Raw genomic sequence first — 20,693 nt, 5'->3', positions numbered from 1 at the left:
AGAGACGACTATGTTTGGTAAAGGCGGTATGGGTAATCTGATGAAGCAAGCCCAGCAAATGCAGGAAAAGATGCAGCAGATGCAGGAAGAAATTGCCAAATTGGAAGTGACTGGTGAATCCGGCGCAGGCCTGGTGAAAGTGACCATCAACGGGGCGCATAACTGCCGCCGGGTAGAAATCGACCCAAGCCTGATGGAAGACGACAAAGAGATGCTGGAAGATCTGATTGCTGCTGCTTTCAATGACGCAGCACGTCGCATCGAAGAAACCCAGAAAGAGAAGATGGCGTCGGTTTCCAGCGGGATGCAGTTGCCGCCAGGCTTTAAGATGCCGTTCTGATGCAAACCAGCCCGCTCCTTGAATCATTGATGGAGGCACTGCGCTGCCTGCCGGGCGTTGGCCCGAAGTCGGCGCAGCGTATGGCGTTCCAACTGCTGCAGCGCGATCGCAGCGGCGGGATGCGGTTGGCACAGGCGCTGACCCGTGCCATGTCGGAGATCGGCCACTGTGCCGATTGCCGTACCTTCACCGAGCAGGATACCTGCACCATCTGCAATAATGTGCGCCGCCAGCAAAACGGCCAGATTTGCGTAGTGGAGAGCCCGGCGGATATTCACGCCATTGAGCAGACCGGCCAGTTTGCCGGGCGCTACTTTGTGCTGATGGGCCATCTGTCACCGTTAGACGGCATTGGCCCAGGCGATATCGGCCTGGACCGGCTGGAGCAACGGCTGGAGAAGGAAACCATCACCGAAGTGATCCTGGCCACCAACCCGACGGTGGAAGGGGATGCTACGGCCAACTACATCGCCGAGATGTGTGGCCAATATGGCGTACTTGCCAGCCGCATTGCTCACGGGGTCCCGGTGGGTGGTGAACTGGAAATGGTGGATGGCACCACGCTGTCGCACTCCCTGGCCGGACGCCACGCGATCAAATTCTGATGATTCTGTACGGGGCAGCCCTCTGCCCCGTAATTCAGTTGACAAAAAATTCCCCGCCAGCCGCTTGAAAAACCACAGAGTTAACCCCATCTGATCCTCATTGCATGATTTGGTCACTACTGTCTTTGAGGTAATCAATGAGTATGAAAGGTCAAGAAACCCGTGGGTTCCAGTCTGAAGTCAAACAACTGCTTCATTTGATGATCCATTCGCTGTACTCCAATAAAGAAATCTTCCTGCGTGAGCTGATCTCCAACGCCTCCGATGCGGCAGACAAGCTGCGTTTCCGCGCGCTTTCCAAGCCTGAGCTGTATGAAGGTGATGGTGAACTACGCGTGCGTCTGTCTTTCGACAAAGAGAAGCGCACCCTGACGATTGCCGATAACGGCATCGGTATGAGCCGCGAAGAAGTGATCGAAAACCTGGGGACGATTGCCAAATCTGGTACCAAGGCCTTCCTGGAGTCTATCGGCTCAGACCAGGCTAAAGACAGCCAACTGATCGGTCAGTTCGGCGTGGGCTTCTACTCAGCGTTCATCGTGGCGGACAAAGTCACCGTACGTACCCGCGCGGCCGGTGCTGCGGAAGATCAAGGGGTGTACTGGGAGTCTGCCGGTGAAGGTGATTACACCATCGCCGATATCAGCAAGGCCGATCGCGGCAGCGAAATTACCCTGCACCTGCGTGAAGGCGAAGACGAATACCTCGACGGCTGGCGTCTGCGCTCGGTGATTGGCAAATATTCCGATCACATTGCGCTGCCGGTAGAGATCGAAACCAAGAATGAAGAAGACGGCACCGTCACCTGGGAGAAAATCAACAAGGCGCAAGCGTTGTGGACTCGCAACAAAGCTGACGTGAGCGAAGAAGAGTACAAAGAGTTCTACAAGCATATTGCCCATGACTTTACCGATCCGCTGAGCTGGAGCCACAACCGGGTGGAAGGTAAGCAGGAGTACACCAGCCTGCTGTACATCCCGGCCCAGGCACCGTGGGATATGTGGAATCGCGATCACAAACACGGCCTGAAGCTGTACGTTCAGCGCGTGTTTATCATGGATGACGCCGAGCAGTTCATGCCGAACTACCTGCGCTTTGTGCGTGGCCTGATCGATTCCAACGATCTGCCGCTGAACGTTTCGCGTGAAATCCTGCAGGACAGCCGTGTTACCCAGAACCTGCGTGGCGCGCTGACCAAACGTGTGTTGCAGATGCTGGACAAGCTGGCGAAAGACGATGCGGAAGCCTACCAGAAGTTCTGGCAGCAGTTCGGTATGGTACTGAAAGAAGGGCCTGCGGAGGACGGCGGCAACAAAGAAGCCATCGCCAAACTGCTGCGCTTTGCTTCTACGCACAATGACAGCTCGGCGCAAACCGTCTCGCTGGAAGAGTACGTCAGCCGCATGACCGAAGGCCAGGACAAGATTTACTACATCACTGCCGACAGTTATGCTGCCGCCAAGAGCAGCCCGCACCTGGAGCTGTTCCGCAAGAAAGGCATCGAAGTCCTGCTGCTGTCTGACCGTATCGATGAGTGGATGATGAGCTACCTGACCGAGTTTGACGGTAAGGTGTTCCAGTCGGTCAGCAAAGCGGATGAAGCGCTGGATAAACTGGCGGATGAAACCGAAGAGCAGAAAGAAGCCGAGAAGCAGCTGGAGCCGTTTATCGAGCGGGTCAAGACGCTGCTGGGTGAGCGCGTGAAGGACGTGCGTCTGACGCATCGTCTGACCGATACCCCGGCCATCGTCACCACCGATGCCGACGAGATGAGCACCCAGATGGCCAAACTGTTTGCCGCTGCGGGGCAAGCTGCGCCGGAAGTGAAGTATATCTTCGAGCTGAACCCAGAGCATGCGTTGGTCAAACGCGCATCCGATGTGGGCGATAACGAACAATTTGCCGAATGGATCGATCTGCTGTTGGATCAGGCCCTGCTGGCCGAGCGTGGGACGCTGGAAGATCCAAACCAGTTTATCCGCCGCATGAATAAGCTGTTGTCCGCTTAATCAGCAAAATACGCCCCAGACCTTAGAGTTTGGGGCGTAATCTCTTCTATTCCGGTTAAATTTTCTCGCTGCTTGCCTCGTTTCAGCCCGATCTTTCCGCAACCGATTTCCTCTCGCTACCTTGAGCCACCCCCCTCAGAAATGGTAAGGTTGAGTGTTTTCGAAATTTAATAAAAACTCAAACCCGATAGACTTCCGGCCGCGGCCCGAAGAATGAAGGGAAATACATAGCAAGGGGATTTACGCAATGCGTATCATTCTGCTGGGCGCTCCAGGCGCTGGTAAAGGCACTCAGGCTCAATTCATCATGGAGAAATACGGCATTCCGCAAATCTCCACGGGCGATATGTTGCGCGCAGCCGTTAAGGCCGGTTCTGAGCTGGGCAAAAAGGCGAAAGAAATCATGGACGCCGGCAAGCTGGTGACCGATGAGCTGGTTATTGCGCTGGTCAAAGAGCGTATTACCCAGGAAGACTGCCGTAACGGTTTCCTGCTGGACGGTTTCCCACGCACCATTCCACAGGCCGATGCGATGAAAGAAGCCGGCATTAAAGTGGATTACGTGCTGGAGTTCGACGTGCCGGACGAACTGATCGTCGATCGTATCGTTGGCCGCCGCGTGCATGCGCCTTCTGGCCGCGTGTACCACATCAAATTCAATCCGCCGAAGGTGGAAGGGAAAGATGACGCCACTGGCGAAGAGTTGACCACCCGTAAAGACGATCAGGAAGAGACCGTGCGTAAGCGCCTGGTGGAATACCATCAGATGACCGCGCCGCTGGTGTCTTACTATCATAAAGAAGCCGAGGCGGGCAATACGTCCTACCACAAGATCGATGGCACCCGTAAGGTGACGGAAGTGAGCGCTGAGCTGGCGACCATTCTGGGCTAATCGGTGTCAAGGCTGTAGAAAACGCTGGGCTTGCTGTTGCTGCCCGGCGTTTTTTTTTGCCGCTTCATGCTAGGTTATCAGTGCTACCGTTTCGCCCGACAGGAAAAGCCGCATGCCCAGGCAGACAAATTTTTTGCAAGAAGCGACCGCGCGTCAGATCGTGCAACGCGCGATGAGCATCATTCACCATTCGGTCAACGTGATGGACAGCAACGGCGTCATTATTGCCTCCGGTAACGCCTCACGCCTGTATCAGCGCCATGAAGGGGCGGTATTGGCTCTGACCGAAAACCGGGTGGTGGAGATTGATGAGGCAACGGCACAGCATCTGAAGGGGGTGCAACCCGGCATCAATCTCCCATTCAGTTTCCGCAATCAACTGGTCGGCGCGATAGGGGTTTCCGGCGATCCGGCTCAGGTGCGAGCCTATGGTGAACTGGTGAAAATGGCGGCGGAGCTGATGGTGGAACAGGCCGCGATGCTCGATCAACATCAGTGGGAGAAGCGTTACCGGGAAGAGCTGGCCAACCAACTGCTGCAAGGGCACAGTGAACCCGGTTCGCGCGAGGCGATGGCGGCCTATTTAGAGCTGGATCTGCAACAGCCACGCATTGTCTGGCTGCTTGAGCTGTATGAGCCGCAGCCGCAGGCACTGAGAGGCTTGCTGGCAGAGCTGGAGATCACCCAGCGTGAGGCGCTTATCACCATGACCAGCTTTAATGAACTGGTGCTCTTGCGCCCGGCCTGTATGAGACAGGGGGTGTGGGACGTGCAGCAGGAACGCAAGCTGGCCCAGCAACTCCAGCATGAGATCCAGCAACGCTTTGGCCTGCGGTTGATCGTCGGGGGTTTTTACAGTGGTGATGAGGGCGTCTACCGCTCCATTCAGACCGCGCGTGCAGTGCAAACCATGGCGCACCGCCTTAAGTTGCCCCAGCATACGCTATTTTATGATGATTACCCGCTGCCCTCTCTGCTGTGCGATTTGGGGGAGGATTGGCGAGCGCAGGAGCTATCCCGGCCCTGGCAGCAATTGAGCGCCCAGGATGAAAAAGGGATGCTGAGAAACACGCTGCGCCACTATTTCAATCAGAATTGTGACCAAACCAAGACTGCGGCACAGCTGCATATTCACGTTAACACTCTGCGTTACCGCCTACAGCGCGTAGAAAAAACGACTGGCCTGAAGATCAATCAATTGGCGGACGTCTTGCAACTGTATATCGGTATGTTGATGCAGGATTGAATTGTGTGAATGCACAAAATAACGTTATTTTTTACCCTTTTGTTTGTGTCTATCGCTAAAGAATTTCCGTTGTCGGCAGGGTATGGTATTCACTAACCGATGCAGTGGCATCCTCTGAAGATTAAGGCACTGTCGATGAACACCCTACAGAAAGTGGTAATTGCCCCCGACTCCTTTAAAGAGAGCCTGAGTGCTCAGGGTGTCGCAGAAGCGATCGAGCGTGGTTTCCGGCAAATCTATCCGCAGGCGCACTATGTGTTGCTGCCCATGGCGGACGGAGGCGAGGGCACCGTCGATGCGATGGTGGCCGCCACCGGTGGGGAAATCATCAATGTGCAGGTGAGCGGGCCGCAGGGCAAACCTACTGCAGCATTTTATGGTCTGTTGGGGGAAGGGAAAACCGCAGTTATCGAAATGGCGGCCGCGTCCGGGCTGCATCTGGTGGCGGGTGACGAACGCGATCCGTTAGTGACCACCAGCTTTGGCACCGGTGAGCTGATCCTGGCAGCACTGCAACAAGGTGTAGACTCGATCATTTTGGGGATCGGCGGCAGCGCAACCAACGATGGCGGGGCGGGCATGATGCAGGCGCTGGGCGCTAAGCTACTCGACCATCATAATCAAGAATTACGGCCCGGTGGCGCGGCGTTGGCGCAACTGGCGCATATCGATCTTAGCCAATTGGATCCCCGCTTGCAGCAGGTGAAGATTACGGTAGCCTGTGATGTGGATAACCCGCTGTGTGGCGATCACGGGGCTTCAGCAATCTTCGGCCCACAGAAAGGGGCTACGCCGGAGAAGGTGCAGCAACTGGACAAGGCGCTGCATCATTACGGCACGCTCCTGGAGCAGAGCACTGGGCGCAAGGTATTGCAGGTGCCTGGCTCAGGCGCGGCAGGGGGCATGGGAGCGGCATTGATCGGTTTTCTGGCCGCTGAACTGCGGCCAGGCATCGAAATCGTGATCGAAACGCTGCATCTGGAAGACGCGGTACGTAATGCTGACCTGGTGATCACGGGTGAAGGGCGGCTCGACAGCCAGTCGATCCACGGCAAAACCCCGATCGGCGTTGCGCGGGTAGCCAAGCGCCACCAATTACCGGTGATTGCCATCGCCGGTAGCCTGTCAAAAGACTATCAGGTGGTGCATCAACACGGCATCGACGCCGCTTTCTCGGTGATCGACCGCATCGTGACGCTGCCAGAGGCGCTGGCGGACGCGGCCCATAACCTGGAAGTCACTGCGCGTAACGTAGCCGCCGTCTGGCAACTGGCGCAAAAATAACCCCCGTTCTACCTGTTATTGATATAGGTTCCGGTCCGGCGCTTTTCCGTTACAATAGGCCGCATGAGTGGCTGTTAATACGCTGAGAAATAACAGGGTATTTGCCGGGAAGGACAAGGGGATCGGAATGAAACAAGAGAAACACGGGGTATTGCTGGTGAATCTGGGTACGCCAGAGGCACCCACCCCGCAGGCGGTAAAACGCTATCTGAAAGAATTTCTCAGTGACAACCGGGTGGTCGATACTGCCCCGCTGATCTGGTGGCCAATTCTTAACGGCATCATTCTGCCGATCCGTTCACCGCGTGTGGCAAAGCTTTATCAATCCGTCTGGATGGAGGAAGGTTCACCGTTGCTGGTCTATAGCCGCCGCCAACAGCGGGAGCTGGCGGCGCGTATGCCAAATACCCCGGTAGAACTGGGCATGAGCTACGGTTCACCCAGCCTGGCACAGGCGATCGACAGCCTATTGGCGCAGGGCGTGACCAATCTGGTGGTGTTGCCGCTGTATCCGCAATACTCGTGTTCGACTAGCGCAGCGGTCTGGGATGGTGTGGCGCGGGTGCTGAAAGGCTATCGCCGCCTGCCATCGATTGGCTTTATCCGTGACTATGCCGAGCACCCAGCGTATATCCTGGCTTTGCAGCAAAGCGTTGAGCGGTCGTTCGCTGAACACGGTAAGCCCGATCGCCTGGTGATGTCGTTCCACGGTATTCCCAAACGCTACGCCACTCTGGGTGATGATTACCCGCAACGTTGCGAAGATACCTACCGCGCGTTGGCGGCGGCCATACCTCTGGCCCCAGATCGGGTGATGATGACCTATCAATCGCGTTTTGGTCGGGAGCCCTGGCTGACGCCGTACACCGACGAAACCCTGAAGAGCCTGCCAGCGCAAGGGGTGAAGCATATCCAACTGATCTGCCCCGGTTTTTCTGCGGATTGCCTGGAAACGCTGGAGGAGATCAAAGAGCAGAACCGCGAAATTTTCCTGGAGGCGGGGGGCGAGAAGTTTGAATACATCCCGGCACTTAATGATGACGCCGCCCATATCGATATGATGCAACAGCTGGTGGGGCAACGGCTGTAATCAAGCCGGCTTTTCACCGCTCGGCTAGCAAAATGCTCACGTGAAAGCGCAGCAATCAGGCGGGAATGTGCTAACATTCCTGCCTGTTCACCGCAACTCACCGCCAATCACATGAAATTTCCTGGTAAACGTAAATCCAAACATTATTTTCCGGTCAACGCTCGCGATCCGTTATTGCAGCAGACACAGCCTGAAAATGAAGTCAGTACCTCTTATGTCGTCGGTATCGATCAGACGCTGGTAGATATCGAAGCTAAAGTGGATGATGCGTTTGTTGAACGCTACGGCCTTAGCCTGGGCCATTCGCTGGTCATTGAAGACGACGTTGCCGAGGCGCTGTATCAGGAACTGAGCGACAACAACCTGATCACTCATCAATTTGCCGGTGGCACCATCGGTAACACCCTGCACAACTACTCGGTACTGGCGGACGATCGTTCCGTGCTGCTCGGCGTGATGTGCAGCAACGTCAAAATTGGCAGCTATGCCTATCGCTATCTGTGCAACACCTCCAGCCGTACCGATCTCAACTATCTGCAAGCAGTGGATGGGGCCATTGGCCGCTGCTTTACGCTGATTAGCGAGAGCGGCGAGCGCACCTTTGCCATCAGCCCGGGGCAGATGAACCAGCTACGCCCGGAAAGCATTCCTGAAGAAGTGATCGCAGGGGCTGCCGCGTTGGTACTGACCTCCTATCTGGTGCGTTGCAAACCCGGTGAGCCAATGCCGGAAGCCACCATGCAGGCGATCGCGTTTGCCAAAAAGCATGATGTACCGGTGGTGCTGACGCTGGGCACCAAGTATGTCATTGCGGATAACCCGGTGTGGTGGCGTGATTTTCTCAGGGAACATGTTTCCATTCTGGCGATGAATGAAGATGAGGCATTGGAACTCACAGGGTTGAGCGATCCGCTGATGGCCTCTGAGATGGCATTGGACTGGGTAGATTTGGTGCTGTGTACCGCTGGGCCAAACGGTCTGTACATGGCAGGCTACACCGAAGAGGCCAACAAGCGTGAAACTCAGCATCCGCTGTTGCCGGGCCATATCGCCGAGTTTAACCGCTTCGAATTCAGCCGTGCGATGCGCCGTGCAAGCTGCGAAAACGCGCTCAAGGTCTATTCGCATATCGCCCCGTATATGGGCGGCCCGGAAAAGATCATGAATACCAACGGTGCGGGCGACGGTGCGTTGTCTGCGCTGCTGCATGATATCGCCGCTAACGGCTATCACCGTAACAACGTGCCAAACTCCAGCAAGCATGTGCGTAGCTACCTGACCTATTCTTCATTGGCGCAGGTCTGCAAATATGCCAACCGCGTTAGCTATCAGGTGCTTAACCAGCACTCGCCACGTTTGACCCGTGGGCTGCCGGAGCGGGAAGACAGTCTGGAAGAGTCTTACTGGGAACGGTAACCAACAACAACCGGTAAGAGCGCGGTTTTAGCGCTCTTACCGGCTTAATGGCTTCAGATTGGGCAGGCGGCCAGCTTTTCTTCGTCCGACAGCGTATCCAGCTTGAGGATATTCAACATGCTGTTGGCGATCTCACGTTCCCCCATCACCACCTGATCGGCACCCCGGTCGGAAATATACGAAACCTCGTCGTCGTAATGAGCGCGGGCGATAATCTCCAGAGTTGGGCGCTTGGTGCGGGCCGAGGCCACGATCTCACCGGCTTCATAACCATTGGGAATGGTCAGCAGCAGCCAGCGTGCGCAGTCGAGCCGCGCCAGTTCCATGATTTCAGGATTGGCTGCATTGCCTAACACCGCTTTGATGCCTTGAGCGCGCAGCGCTTCAACCCGAGGGCGGGAGTTTTCTATCACCACCATCGAGACGCCTTCTTCGGTCAGTTTGGCCCCTAGCAGACTGCCAACCCGACCATAACCCACGACGACGGCATGATTGCAGATATCAACTGGGATCTGCTTCTCTTCCTCTACCGCTTCTTCCAGGATCTGATCCTCGATGGTTTCCGTCTTGGCCAGATAGCGCTCCAGCAGGGTAAACAGCAGCGGGTTGAGCATGATTGACAGGATCGCCCCGGCCAGCACCAGATTGCGGCCATGCTGATCCATCATGCCCAGCGTGACTCCCAATCCGGCCAGGATGAAGGCGAATTCACCAATCTGTGCCAGGCTGGCGGAAATGGTCAGCGCGGTACGTTTGGAGTGGCCGAACATTTTGACCAGTGCGAAGGCTGCCACCGATTTACCAAACAGGATAATCGCCAGCGTTGCCAACACCGCCAGTGGTTGGTTGATCAGGATCATCGGGTCGAACAGCATACCGACCGAGACAAAGAACAGCACCGCAAAGGCGTCACGCAGCGGCAGCGTATCGTGTGCTGCGCGGTGGCTCAGTTCCGATTCGTTCAGCACCATACCGGCAAAGAAGGCACCCAGGGCAAATGAGACGTCAAACAGGCCGACAGCGCCGTAGGCAATACCCAGCGCCAGTGCCAATACCGCCAGCGTAAACAGCTCGCGCGAGCCGGTACTGGCGGTTTTTGCCAGGATCCATGGCACCACACGGCGGCCGACGATAATCATCAGCGCGATAAAGGCGATAACCTTGCCAATGGTGATGGCCAACTCGGTGAGCAGTTGCGTGGTGCTGGCGGTATCGCTGTTGAGCATATTGGCAAATGCCGGCAGCAGCACCAGGGCCAACACCATGGCCAAATCTTCGACAATCAGCCAGCCGATGGCGATCTGCCCGCGTTGGCTATCGATCAGTTGCCGTTCTTCCAGGGCGCGCAACAGTACCACGGTACTGGCTGTGGACAGACACAGGCCGAACACCAGGCCGGAAACCAAATCCCAGCCCATCAGTTTGGACAACCCCATCCCCAACACCGTCGCGACGGCGATTTGGGCAATGGCCCCTGGGATAGCGATATTTTTTACTGCGAGGAGATCTTTAAGCGAGAAATGGAGACCAACACCGAACATCAGCAGGATCACCCCAATCTCCGCGAGTTCCGGCGCCAACGAGGTATCAGCGACAAAACCGGGGGTAAACGGGCCGGCAAGTACGCCTGCGGCTAGATACCCTACCAACGGGGAGATGCGCAGGCGGTTTGCCAGCATTCCGAAGAGGAAGGCGAGTACTAACCCTCCAACAATAGTGGTGATCAAGGGTGTTGAATTATGCATCCATACTCCTCTGGTTGTGCTCACGGGTGTTACGAAAGGATACATTTAGTTTATTGCATTTGAGCGTTTATTGCTTAGCTAATTTAGGGTTTTGTGTAAAAAACCAGACTATTCGTCTATTTTGGCAGAAGGAAGGAGAATTATGGCATAATTGACCGGATTAAATGGGGTTTTGGAGTAGATAACCCGGTTTAACTTCTGCGCTAAACCGGGGTAATGTCAGGGTTATTGTTGGTTATGCTCCATATTCGGTAGTAATGCAGTGATAATGCCGATAAGCGGCAGGAATGCACAGATTTGATAAACCAGCTCGATGCTGGTCAAATCAGCGACATAACCAAGAACTGCCGCGCCTAACCCGCCCATACCGAAAGCAAAACCGAAGAATAGACCGGAAACCATCCCCACTTTGCCGGGGATCAGCTCTTGCGCATACACCAGAATGGCCGAGAAGGCCGAGGCCAGAATAACCCCGATGATCACCGTCAAAATTCCGGTCCAGTAGAGAGAAGCATGGGGTAAAGCCAGGGTAAATGGGGCAGCGCCCAGGATAGAACCCCAAATTACATATTTACGCCCAAACTTATCACCCAAAGGCCCGCCAATAATGGTTCCTGCCGCTACGGCAAACAGGAAGGCAAACAGATGGAATTGGGCATTCTGTACCGAAACGCCAAACTTATGTATGAGATAAAAGGTGTAATAGCTGCTAATGCTCGCCAAGTAGAAGTATTTGGAGAATATCAGTACCAGCAGGATGCTTAAGGAGAACATGACGGTACGTTTTGGCAGCGGTTTGACCAGAGAAGCGGCTTTTAGCTTGCCTTGGGCCGCCCGATGTTGCTGCTTATACCATTTACTGACCTGCAACAAGACTACAATAGCCAGCAGCGCAGCCAGTGAGAACCAGGCGACATTGCCCTTGCCGTAGGGGGCGATAATCAGCGCGGCCAACAGCGGGCCGAGGGAGCTGCCGAAGTTGCCACCCACCTGGAACAGCGACTGGGCCAAACCGTGCCGCCCCCCGGATGCCATGCGCGCGACGCGGGATGACTCAGGATGGAATACGGAGGAACCTGTGCCCACCAAAGCGGCCGCCAGCAGCACCAGAGGGAAAGTGTTGGCCACCGAAAGCAGCAGTAAGCCCGACAGAGTGAATCCCATGCCGATGGGGAGCGAATAAGGCTGCGGGTGCTTATCGGTGTAATAACCAATCAGCGGTTGTAGCAGTGATGCGGTGAGCTGATAAGTCAGGGTGATCATCCCGATCTGCACAAAGCTAAGGCTAAAATCGGCTTGCAAAATCGGGTAAATCGCCACGATCAGCGATTGCATCATATCGTTGAGCAGGTGAGAAACGCTGATAGCACCGAGAATAGAGAACGCCGTGCCTTTGGCCGCGCTGCTGGTTAGCGGTGGAATATCCGTTTCACTACGGTCAGTCATATTATTATTAGCCTGGTAAGTGAGAGAGGGAAAGCGACATCTTATAACGTTCATCTTTCGTCCGACAACGGGGTAGCTGATTCTCTCTCGATCATTATGTGCTATCGGGAGCGCCGATAAAATTCGGACCGGCCGTGCCTTTCCGACATAATTTGACGTATGTCGCAAAAATTTGAAATTAGTTGCAGTCGATTCGCGTTACAATTTCGTCCTCATCAAAAAATACCCATTATTAACAATGGAGATCTGCCATGCGCTTTTCGCTTCACACCACCGCATGTGCGTTGGCTGTTTCCCTGACGTTGTTTTCAGGAACGGTCAGTGCCTGGGAAAAGGATAAAACCTACGATATCACCATCCTGCACACCAACGATCATCACGGCCATTTCTGGCAGAACGATCATGGCGAGTACGGCCTAGGGGCGCAAAAGACGCTGGTGGACAGTATCCGTCAGGAAGTGGCGGCGAAAGGCGGCAGCGTGCTGCTGCTGTCCGGTGGGGACATCAACACCGGCGTGCCAGAGTCGGATTTGCAGGATGCAGAACCCGATTTCCGTGGCATGACGCTGATCGGCTACGACGCGATGGCGATCGGCAACCACGAATTCGACAACCCGCTCAGCGTGTTGCGCCAGCAGGAAAAATGGGCTTCTTTCCCACTACTGTCCGCCAACATTTATCAAAAAAGCACCCAGCAACGCCTGTTCAAGCCTTATGCCCTGTTTGAAAAGCAAGGGGTGAAGATTGCGGTGATCGGCCTGACCACCGATGACACCGCAAAAATCGGCAACCCGGAATACTTTACCGATATCGAATTCCGTGTCCCGGCGCAAGAAGCCAAGCAGGTGGTGGAGCAACTGCGCAAAGATGAAAAGCCGGACGTGATTATCGCTGCCACCCACATGGGCCACTACGACGATGGTAACCATGGCTCCAACGCGCCGGGCGACGTGGAGATGGCACGTAGCCTGCCTGCGGGCTACCTGGATATGATTGTCGGTGGGCATTCGCAAGATCCGGTCTGTATGGCGAGTGAAAACCACAAACAGGTGGATTATGTACCGGGCACGCCTTGCTCGCCAGATCGCCAAAACGGGACCTGGATCGTCCAGGCCCACGAATGGGGTAAATACGTTGGCCGTGCCGACTTCCAGTTCCGCAACGGCGAGCTGAAACTGATGCATTACCAACTGATCCCGATCAACCTGAAGAAAAAGGTAGAGAAAGCCGACGGCACCAGCGAGCGGGTCTATTACACCCAGCAGATCCAGGAAGATCCGTCGATGATGAAGCTGCTGACGCCGTTCCAGGACAAGGGCAAGGCCCAGTTGGAAGTGAAGGTGGGCAGCGTCAACGGCAAACTGGAAGGGGATCGCAGTAAAGTCCGCTTCGTGCAGACCAACCTTTCGCGCGTGCTGCTAGCCGCGCAGATGGAGCGCGCCAACGCAGACTTCGCCGTGATGAGCGGTGGTGGCGTGCGTGACTCGATCGAGGCTGGTGATATCACCTATAAAAACGTGCTCAAGGTGCAGCCGTTTGGCAACACCCTGGTGTATGTCGATATGAAAGGCAGCGAGGTTGAGCCGTATCTGGCAGCGGTAGCCAACATGAAGGTGGATTCCGGTGCCTATGCGCAGTTCGCCAACGTCAGCTTGGTGGCGGACGGCAAAGGCGTTAGCGACGTCAAGATCAAGGGTGAACCTTTACAGGCAGACAAGACCTATCGTATGGCGACGCTGAACTTCAACGCCCTGGGCGGCGACGGTTATCCGAAGATTGATACCCTGCCAAGCTACGTCAATACCGGCTTTATCGATGCGGAAGTGCTCAAGCAGTATATCGAGAAGCACTCACCGCTGGATGCGGCGGCGTACGAGCCTAAAGGCGAGATCGTTTACAAGTAAGGTGACCTAGGCCGTTGCAGAGGAAGGTAACGGCCTGCTTTTTCAATCCCGCTTGGCGATCTCGGCGAAGGTGCCGGACAGCAAGCGGCACAGATCGCTGGCCGCCAATTCAATATCCAACCCGCGTTTGCCGCCGGAAACGAAAATGGTGGCAAACTGTTGCGCTGGGCTGTCGATCACCGTGGGCAAGCGTTTCTTTTGCCCGAGTGGGCTGATCCCACCAACCAGATACCCCGTCACACGTTGAGCGACTGTCGGATCGGCCATTTCGGCTTTCTTGGCCCCTAGCGCTTTCGCCACCTTCTTCAAATCCAACTGGGTCGCGACCGGCGTGACCGCTACGGCCAGATTTTTCGCATCGCCATTGAGGGACACCAACAGCGTTTTGTAGACCTGTTCGGCGTTCAGCCCCAGCTTTTTTACCACCTCGTCGCCAAAGTTGGTTTCTTCGCTATCGTGGTGATACGCGTGGAGGGTGAAGGCCACCTTTTGTTTTTCAAGCAGAACCACTGCGGGTGTCATAATCTCTTTTCCAAAACTGTGGGACGTTGTCATCGGTGGCAACGAAACGATAAAAATGGAGCCGAATGAGCAACCTGTGCCAAGGAGGATGAAAGGCAGTTGCCAATAGGTTCGTCAGGTTGCTACCCTATCTATTGTAATCGTTAACACGGTTACAATGCGTATAACTAAAATATGAAAAATTCCTCTTTGACTGGCCAATAGCGATATTGGCCACTTTTTTATCGTGCCTGCAGCATGGCCGGTAAATTGTCTTCGCCATACAGATGCAAAGCACCGACCGCCACCACATAGTTGCCCGGCGGTAACGCTTCCAGCTTTTGCTGCCAGTGGCGATTGCGGCGGTGCATCAATACATCGTACAACTCGGCACTGAAGGTGGAGGGCAGCGTTTCCAACGTGGCGTTCGGCTTGGCGTCCAGCCACCAGCTCACCATGGTTTGCAGCAAACGGGCGTTGGTGTGCCAGTGCTCTAACGTATCGTGCAGCAGGGCCATACCGCCTTCTGGCAGTTGTTCCAACATGCTCAGCTGTTCCTCGGCGCCTTCCAGTTCGATCACTGGCATCTGCTGCACTTTAGCGGCTTGCAATAGCTGGTAATCAATCCCGTATTCGGCGCGTAAACCCAGCCGCTGTGCCTGCCGCGCTTGCATCATCAGCGCAACCTGCCAGCCAGGAAGGGCAGAGAAGCTTTCTACATCCGCCCCTAACTCCTGGCATAGCACCTGCAACCTTTGGAATTCTTCATGACCAAGGCGTTGTTCAAGTTCGAGTTGCGGCTCAGCGTGGCCAAATGGCGAAGAGGAGCCGGTGATATCGGCCTCAACGATCAGCGCATCAGCCTGGCGCAGGCGTGCGGCCAACCGGGCAGGCAGGGGCGACATATCGACGGTGCCCATATGAATGCTGCCGACCAAATGCAGTTGGCGATTTCCCGGAAGCCTGATGTCCAGGGCCGGGTAGGTGTAGCTCTGCGGGGAAATAATACCGAGAAAGGTAGCAATGCGGCGTAACAGTTGACCCATACAGCGTGGCTCCTGATCCTTTCCACCAGCGTGCAGGATGGCTGCTGGCTTTTCCCCATGCTAAACGCTAAGTGGCTGACAATAAAGCCCGAGGGCAGGGGAATTATCTCAAAAGGCCGGAGCGCGATGGGTTGCGCCCCGGTGGAGGGTTACTGCTTGGGTTTAAAACGCAGTAATCGGTTGGCGTTGCTGACCACGGTAATGGAGGAGAGAGCCATGGCTGCGCCAGCGACTACTGGGCTGAGCAGGGTACCTGTCAGCGGATACAGCACACCGGCGGCAATAGGAATGCCAAGTGCGTTGTAGATAAATGCCCCGAGCAGGTTCTGCTTCATATTACGCAGCGTTGCCTTCGACAAGGCCAGCGCGTCCGCCACGCCGTTCAGGCTGTGACGCATCAGGGTGATCGCCGCGGTTTCAATGGCGATATCACTGCCGCCGCCCATGGCGATCCCGACATCGGCCTGAGCCAGCGCGGGGGCGTCATTAATGCCGTCACCGACCATCGCTACCCGGTGGCCAAGTGCCTGCAACTGTTTGATCGCTTCGGCCTTACCATCGGGCAACACGCCAGCAATCACGCGGTCAATACCGGCCTCTTTGGCAATCGCGTTGGCCGTCACCGGGTTATCGCCCGTTAACATCACCAGTTGATAACCTTGTTGATGCAGGCGCTGTAGTGCGCTCACGCTGTCACTACGTAACGGATCGCGGATGGCGATCAGCGCGGCAGGCTTGCCATTGGCAGCCAGCAGCACCGGCGTGATACCTCGTTCAGCCTGTTGCTGTATCTGCTGCGTGAGCTCATCGGTCGCGATCTGATTCTCTTGCAACAGCTTGGCGTTACCCAGCAACAGCTGTACGCCCTCAACCTCACCGCTGACGCCGGAGCCGCGCAACGTCCGGAACTGCTCTACAGTAGGCAATGTCTGCCCTTTAGCCTGTTCGACGATGGCTCGCGCCAGCGGGTGGTTAGCCCCTTGTTCCAGCGCGGCAGCCCAACGTAAGGCCTGCTGCTCATCCACCTGGTTAAAGGTGATGATTTCCACCACGCGCGGCTGGCCTTCCGTTAGCGTACCGGTTTTATCGAACACCAGCGTATCGAGATTGCTGGCCTGTTGCAGCGCATCGGCGTCACGCACCAGCACGCCAAACTCCGCGGCCCGGCCAACGCCAGAGATAATTGACATCGGCGTTGCCAGCCCCAAAGCGCAAGGGCAGGCGATGATCAGCACCGTGGTGGCGATCACCAGCGTGTAGACCAACTGCGGTTGTGGGCCAAAGAAGTACCAGATAGCGGCGCTGAACAGAGCGATGGCGACCACGGTGGGCACAAATACCGCCGAGATGCGGTCTGCCAGCTTACCGATTTCCGGTTTGCTGCTTTGCGCCTGGCGCACCAGCTTGATAATACGTGCCAGCGTGGTTTGAGTGCCAATGGCGGCCGCGCGAAACAGCACGCTGCCGTCGTCTACCACCGTACCGGCATGCACCGTATCGCCGACGCCTTTTTGCTGCGGCAACGCTTCGCCGGTCAGCATGGCTTCATCGATCCACACCTCGCCCTGCACGATTTCGCCGTCAACCGGGATGCGATCGCCAGTCGTCAGGCGCAACGTCATGCCCAATTGCACCTCTGCCAGCGGGATACTTTGCTCACCCAGTTCTGTGACCAGCCTGGCGGTTGGCGGAGTGAGATCCAGTAGCCGTTCCAGCGCCTGGGAAGAACGCTGCCGCGCGCGCTGCTCCATGGCATGACCAAGGTTGATCAGGCCGATGATCATTGCACTGGCTTCGTAATACAGATGCCGTGCCTCCATCGGGAAGAAGTCTGGCCATAGGTTGACGCTGATGGAATACAGCCAGGCGGCACCGGTCCCCAGAGCGACCAGCGTGTCCATGGTGGCGCTGCCGTTCATCAACGATCGCCAGGCATTGCGGTAGAAGTGGCCACCGGCAAACACCATCACCGCCAGGGTAATGATGCCGACGATCAGCCACGGCCGCTGGGTTTCTGGCGTCAGCGACATACTGCCGCCAAACACGCCCCAGGCCATCAACGGGACGCCCACTGCCAAGCCTAATGCGGCCTGCCAGCGAAAGCGTTTCATATTAGCCTGTGCGGTTTGCTGTTGGCGTTCACGGCGCTTGGTTTCGTCCTGGATCATCTCCGCGCCATAACCGGCTTTTTCTACTGCTGCGACCAACGCCTGCGGTGTGGCCTTCCCGGTGATCAGGGCGCTGCGCTCCGCCAGGTTTACCCGCGCCAACTCAACACCGGGAACGTTCTGTAATGCCGTCTGCACTTTATTGACGCAGCTGGCACAGGTCATACCGTTGAGCAACAGCTGGATGCTGTCGTCGCTCTCGCTTGCCGGAAGGGAGGAGGGGGCCGCTGCCTGGGTTTCCGGCAAGGTTGGGGCAGATTCAGTCAGCGGCTCAGTTTTTGGGTGGCTATTGGCCCCCGCCTGGCTGGCGTGATAGCCCGCATCCTCGACCGCAGCGATGAGCTGCTCTGGAGTGGCATCGCCATAGACTTTGGCGCCCTCAATGGTCACATCGGCGGCGATCACGCCCGGCACCGCTTCCAGCGCTTTACGGGTGCTGCCCACGCAATGCATGCAGGAGAGGCCGGAAAGTTGTAACTCGGTGTCTGCCTGATGGGCGACTTCTGCCTGGAAGCCGGCGGCAACGATGCTGTCAATCAGCTCGGCAGCCGGGGCTGCGCCGGTGACTTTGGCGTAGTGAACGTTGACGTTGGCCTGTTCGACATCTGCGCGACTTTCCAAGGCTTTTTTCACCTTTTGCGCGCAGTTCATACAGGAGAGTCCCTGCAACGCCAGCACGGTAGTTTGTGACATGATGGTTTTCCTCGCAAATAATGGCGGTTGACCGCCTAGGTTCTTTTCATTAAGAATGAGCTTAAACCTTCCAGCAAGGGTAAGGTCAAGGGGGATAAAGTGAATATCAGCGACGTTGCCAAAAAAACCGGTTTGACCAGCAAAGCCATCCGTTTTTATGAAGAGAAAGGATTGGTGACCGCCCCGATCCGTACGGACAACGGCTACCGCAGCTACAGCGCCAGGCATATTGAAGAACTGACGTTATTGCGCCAGGCTCGCCAGGTGGGGTTCAACCTTGACGAATGCCGTGAACTGGTCGCGTTGTTCAACGATCCGGCGCGGCACAGTGCCGATGTCAAAGCCCGCACGCTGCAGAAAGTCGCCGATATCGAAAAGCACATCAGCGAACTGGGGGAAATGCGTCAACGCCTGCTGGCGCTGGCGGATCAATGCCCTGGAGATGAAGGCGCAGACTGCCCGATCATTAATAATCTGGCAGGCTGCTGCCGCCAAGGCTAGCGGATAATGGCGCGGATCACCAAGGTGGTGCCTTCGACCGCCACCACTTCAACTTCGGTGCCGATCGGCAGATCCTCGTTGGCTTGCGCGCGCCAGCTGCTGTCGGCGATATTGATGCGGCCATGGCCGTTATGCATCGCTTCGGTCAGTGTGGCGCGGGTGCCGATCAACTGGCGGTTACGCTGGTTGAGCACCGGAGAACTACTGGTTGCCGTTGGCCGCTTGCGCAGCCAGTACCACCACAGGTAGGCTACTGCAATGGTCATCACGGCAAACAGGGAACCCTGCCACTCCCAACTCAACTCCGGTATCAGCCAGATAATTACCCCGACAATCACCGCAGAAACGCCGCTCCACAGCAGATAGCCGCTGGCACCGAGCATTTCCGCGGCCAACAGCAGCCCGCCTAACGAGATCCAGAACCATTGTGGGTTTGCTGCGATCTGTTCCAGCATAATTACTTACCTTTGCTGTCTTTCAGCAATTCGGTAATACCGCCGATAGAGCCCAGCAGGCTGCTGGCATCCAGCGGCATCATGATCACTTTGCTGTTATTGGCAGAGCCAATCTTCTGCAATGCGTCGGTGTATTTCTGGGCTACGAAGTAGTTAATCGCCTGGATATTACCGGTGGCGATGGCGTCAGATACCAGCTGGGTTGCCCGTGCTTCTGCTTCGGCGGCACGTTCACGCGCTTCTGCCTGCAAGAACGCCGACTGGCGTTCGCCTTCGGCTTTCAGGATCTGTGATTGCTTATCCCCTTCGGCGCGCAGGATCGCGGCTTGACGTACCCCTTCCGCTTCCAGGATGTCGGCACGTTTGGTTCGTTCGGCCTTCATCTGGGCATTCATCGCCACAATCAGTTCGGCCGGTGGACGCACATCACGGATTTCGATACGGGTAATTTTGACGCCCCAAGGGTTGGTGGCCTCATCGACGATATGCAGCAGGCGACTGTTGATGCTATCGCGCTGTGACAGCATTTCGTCGAGCTCCATGGAACCAAGCACGGTACGGAAGTTGGTCATGGTCAGGTTAACGATCGCCTGCTCAAGGTTACTGACCTCATAGGCGGCACGAGCCGGATCGACCACTTGGATAAAGCACACGGCATCGATTGCCACGTTGGCGTTATCGCGTGAGATAATCTCCTGGGAAGGAATATCCAGCACCTGCTCCATCATATTGATCTTGCGGCCAATACGATCCATAAAAGGCACTACCAGGTTTAAACCCGGCATCAGCGTTTTGGTATAACGGCCGAAGCGCTCTACCGTCCATTGGAAGCCCTGCGGGACAATTTTGATGCTCGAGAAGACGATAATCAGCGCGACAACGATCACGATCGGAATAATGGTAAACATGGCACAACCTCCTGTCAGACATATTGCTAGATATTACGCCAGCGACAGGGGGAATGCCTAATGTATCACCAATGTAAGGCCATTTTTTGCAGAAAACGCCAGCATGTCACCGTGAATGGGCAGTTTTAACCGGGTTTGCCTAACGTTGCCATGAAGTGATAATGGAGACTTCTTCAGGATCCGCGTCGAATTTGCTCAGCGTCACCGTGTGGCCGTCGGTCAGCAACACGCTGACCGCCATGCCGATCACGCCGGACTGCAGATCGGTCTGCTCGATATGTTGAAGCGCTTTAAGACAAACGAATTGCTGCATCTCGGGCAAATGTTTGAATCTGTCGGTTTGGGATTTTTTCAAGAGGGCTATCCCTGTCTCTTATACACATCTAAAATAGGGGGGGGGGGGGGGGGGGGGGGGGGGGGGGGGGGGGGGGGGGGGGGGGGGGG

The 20,693-nt window shown here is 56.1% G+C and carries 18 protein-coding genes; 10 read left to right on the top strand and 8 right to left on the bottom strand.

Annotation, left to right across the window (positions count from 1 at the left end):
• Positions 1–10 precede the first annotated feature (10 nt).
• The 8 genes from JHD74_RS20105 to JHD74_RS20070 all read left to right on the top strand — a co-directional run bounded on the left by JHD74_RS20105 (position 11) and on the right by JHD74_RS20070 (position 8,882).
• The gene (locus tag JHD74_RS20105) at positions 11–340 is read left to right on the top strand and encodes a YbaB/EbfC family nucleoid-associated protein (RefSeq protein ID WP_021180123.1); all 330 of its coding nucleotides are present in this window, start codon (positions 11–13) and stop codon (positions 338–340) included.
• Positions 340–945, top strand: a complete 606-nt coding sequence (gene recR, locus JHD74_RS20100) for a recombination mediator RecR (protein WP_024484410.1) — start codon at positions 340–342, stop codon at positions 943–945. Before JHD74_RS20105 ends, recR begins: the two co-directional genes overlap by 1 nt.
• Positions 946–1,088: 143 nt before the next feature.
• Positions 1,089–2,954: a molecular chaperone HtpG gene (gene htpG / locus JHD74_RS20095; RefSeq protein ID WP_037434744.1), complete on the top strand. Its 1,866-nt coding sequence runs from the start codon at positions 1,089–1,091 to the stop codon at positions 2,952–2,954.
• 247 nt (positions 2,955–3,201) lie between these two features.
• The gene (gene adk, locus JHD74_RS20090; protein ID WP_024528407.1) at positions 3,202–3,846 is read left to right on the top strand and encodes an adenylate kinase; all 645 of its coding nucleotides are present in this window, start codon (positions 3,202–3,204) and stop codon (positions 3,844–3,846) included.
• Between the two features lie 112 nt (positions 3,847–3,958).
• The gene (locus tag JHD74_RS20085; protein ID WP_024528408.1) at positions 3,959–5,092 is read left to right on the top strand and encodes a sugar diacid recognition domain-containing protein; all 1,134 of its coding nucleotides are present in this window, start codon (positions 3,959–3,961) and stop codon (positions 5,090–5,092) included.
• Positions 5,093–5,227: 135 nt separating this feature from the next.
• A complete protein-coding gene (locus tag JHD74_RS20080; protein ID WP_098928394.1) occupies positions 5,228–6,376 on the top strand; it encodes a glycerate kinase in 1,149 nt (382 codons plus the stop codon).
• A 127-nt stretch (positions 6,377–6,503) separates the two neighbouring features.
• A complete protein-coding gene (hemH, locus tag JHD74_RS20075; protein WP_024528410.1) occupies positions 6,504–7,466 on the top strand; it encodes a ferrochelatase in 963 nt (320 codons plus the stop codon).
• Between the two features lie 111 nt (positions 7,467–7,577).
• Positions 7,578–8,882, top strand: coding sequence for an inosine/guanosine kinase (locus JHD74_RS20070; protein WP_024528411.1), 1,305 nt, complete (start codon positions 7,578–7,580; stop codon positions 8,880–8,882).
• A gap of 53 nt (positions 8,883–8,935) precedes the next feature.
• Here the strand turns inward: JHD74_RS20070 and ybaL are convergent, their stop codons facing one another.
• Entirely contained in the window at positions 8,936–10,627 is a 1,692-nt protein-coding gene (gene ybaL, locus JHD74_RS20065; protein WP_024528412.1) for a YbaL family putative K(+) efflux transporter, read from the bottom strand.
• A gap of 225 nt (positions 10,628–10,852) precedes the next feature.
• Entirely contained in the window at positions 10,853–12,073 is a 1,221-nt protein-coding gene (locus JHD74_RS20060) for an MFS transporter (protein ID WP_199063369.1), read from the bottom strand.
• A 251-nt stretch (positions 12,074–12,324) separates the two neighbouring features.
• On the opposite strand from JHD74_RS20060, the gene ushA reads away from it, so the two are divergent.
• Positions 12,325–13,977 carry a bifunctional UDP-sugar hydrolase/5'-nucleotidase UshA gene (gene ushA / locus JHD74_RS20055; protein ID WP_024528414.1) on the top strand — a complete coding sequence of 551 codons (1,653 nt, stop codon included), beginning with the start codon at positions 12,325–12,327 and terminating at the stop codon, positions 13,975–13,977.
• Positions 13,978–14,019: 42 nt separating this feature from the next.
• Here the strand turns inward: ushA and ybaK are convergent, their stop codons facing one another.
• The 3 genes from ybaK to copA form a co-directional block, all read right to left on the bottom strand.
• Positions 14,020–14,499 (bottom strand): Cys-tRNA(Pro)/Cys-tRNA(Cys) deacylase YbaK, encoded by a 480-nt coding sequence (ybaK, locus tag JHD74_RS20050; RefSeq protein WP_024528415.1) that lies wholly within the window; start codon positions 14,497–14,499, stop codon positions 14,020–14,022.
• 221 nt (positions 14,500–14,720) lie between these two features.
• On the bottom strand, positions 14,721–15,524 hold the full coding sequence (locus tag JHD74_RS20045) for a TraB/GumN family protein (RefSeq protein ID WP_024528416.1): 804 nt from the start codon (positions 15,522–15,524) through the stop codon (positions 14,721–14,723).
• Positions 15,525–15,673: 149 nt separating this feature from the next.
• A complete protein-coding gene (gene copA, locus JHD74_RS20040) occupies positions 15,674–18,385 on the bottom strand; it encodes a copper-exporting P-type ATPase CopA (protein ID WP_199063368.1) in 2,712 nt (903 codons plus the stop codon).
• A gap of 99 nt (positions 18,386–18,484) precedes the next feature.
• Here copA and cueR point away from each other — a divergent pair, with 99 nt between their 5' ends.
• Positions 18,485–18,886 carry a Cu(I)-responsive transcriptional regulator gene (cueR, locus tag JHD74_RS20035; RefSeq protein ID WP_024528418.1) on the top strand — a complete coding sequence of 134 codons (402 nt, stop codon included), beginning with the start codon at positions 18,485–18,487 and terminating at the stop codon, positions 18,884–18,886.
• Here cueR and JHD74_RS20030 read toward each other — a convergent pair.
• The 3 genes from JHD74_RS20030 to JHD74_RS20020 all read right to left on the bottom strand — a co-directional run bounded on the left by JHD74_RS20030 (position 18,883) and on the right by JHD74_RS20020 (position 20,562).
• Positions 18,883–19,341, bottom strand: a complete 459-nt coding sequence (locus tag JHD74_RS20030) for an NfeD family protein (protein ID WP_024528419.1) — start codon at positions 19,339–19,341, stop codon at positions 18,883–18,885. The two genes, cueR and JHD74_RS20030, sit on opposite strands and share 4 nt — an antisense overlap.
• Before the next feature lie 2 nt (positions 19,342–19,343).
• The gene (locus tag JHD74_RS20025; protein ID WP_024528420.1) at positions 19,344–20,249 is read right to left on the bottom strand and encodes an SPFH domain-containing protein; all 906 of its coding nucleotides are present in this window, start codon (positions 20,247–20,249) and stop codon (positions 19,344–19,346) included.
• 139 nt (positions 20,250–20,388) lie between these two features.
• Positions 20,389–20,562 carry a hypothetical protein gene (locus JHD74_RS20020; RefSeq protein WP_233169609.1) on the bottom strand — a complete coding sequence of 58 codons (174 nt, stop codon included), beginning with the start codon at positions 20,560–20,562 and terminating at the stop codon, positions 20,389–20,391.
• Between the last annotated feature and the right edge of the window lie 131 nt (positions 20,563–20,693).

It is taken from the genome of Serratia sp. ASV30 (genome assembly GCF_016428815.1).
Taxonomy (GTDB): Bacteria; Pseudomonadota; Gammaproteobacteria; order Enterobacterales; family Enterobacteriaceae; genus Chania; species Chania fonticola_C.
The sequence above is the reverse complement of the archived record's forward strand: the minus strand, read 5'-3'. Positions and strand labels throughout refer to the sequence as shown.

Coding starts and splice junctions, on each gene's coding strand:
- JHD74_RS20105 (WP_021180123.1), top strand. CDS start 11: ATGTTTGGTAAAGGCGGTATGGGTAATCTGATGAAGCAAGCCCAGCAA.
- copA (WP_199063368.1), bottom strand. CDS start 18,385: ATGTCACAAACTACCGTGCTGGCGTTGCAGGGACTCTCCTGTATGAAC.
- JHD74_RS20060 (WP_199063369.1), bottom strand. CDS start 12,073: ATGACTGACCGTAGTGAAACGGATATTCCACCGCTAACCAGCAGCGCG.
- JHD74_RS20070 (WP_024528411.1), top strand. CDS start 7,578: ATGAAATTTCCTGGTAAACGTAAATCCAAACATTATTTTCCGGTCAAC.
- ybaK (WP_024528415.1), bottom strand. CDS start 14,499: ATGACACCCGCAGTGGTTCTGCTTGAAAAACAAAAGGTGGCCTTCACC.
- ybaL (WP_024528412.1), bottom strand. CDS start 10,627: ATGCATAATTCAACACCCTTGATCACCACTATTGTTGGAGGGTTAGTA.
- htpG (WP_037434744.1), top strand. CDS start 1,089: ATGAAAGGTCAAGAAACCCGTGGGTTCCAGTCTGAAGTCAAACAACTG.
- JHD74_RS20085 (WP_024528408.1), top strand. CDS start 3,959: ATGCCCAGGCAGACAAATTTTTTGCAAGAAGCGACCGCGCGTCAGATC.
- JHD74_RS20020 (WP_233169609.1), bottom strand. CDS start 20,562: ATGCAGCAATTCGTTTGTCTTAAAGCGCTTCAACATATCGAGCAGACC.
- JHD74_RS20030 (WP_024528419.1), bottom strand. CDS start 19,341: ATGCTGGAACAGATCGCAGCAAACCCACAATGGTTCTGGATCTCGTTA.
- JHD74_RS20045 (WP_024528416.1), bottom strand. CDS start 15,524: ATGGGTCAACTGTTACGCCGCATTGCTACCTTTCTCGGTATTATTTCC.
- JHD74_RS20025 (WP_024528420.1), bottom strand. CDS start 20,249: ATGTTTACCATTATTCCGATCGTGATCGTTGTCGCGCTGATTATCGTC.
- hemH (WP_024528410.1), top strand. CDS start 6,504: ATGAAACAAGAGAAACACGGGGTATTGCTGGTGAATCTGGGTACGCCA.
- JHD74_RS20080 (WP_098928394.1), top strand. CDS start 5,228: ATGAACACCCTACAGAAAGTGGTAATTGCCCCCGACTCCTTTAAAGAG.
- ushA (WP_024528414.1), top strand. CDS start 12,325: ATGCGCTTTTCGCTTCACACCACCGCATGTGCGTTGGCTGTTTCCCTG.
- adk (WP_024528407.1), top strand. CDS start 3,202: ATGCGTATCATTCTGCTGGGCGCTCCAGGCGCTGGTAAAGGCACTCAG.
- recR (WP_024484410.1), top strand. CDS start 340: ATGCAAACCAGCCCGCTCCTTGAATCATTGATGGAGGCACTGCGCTGC.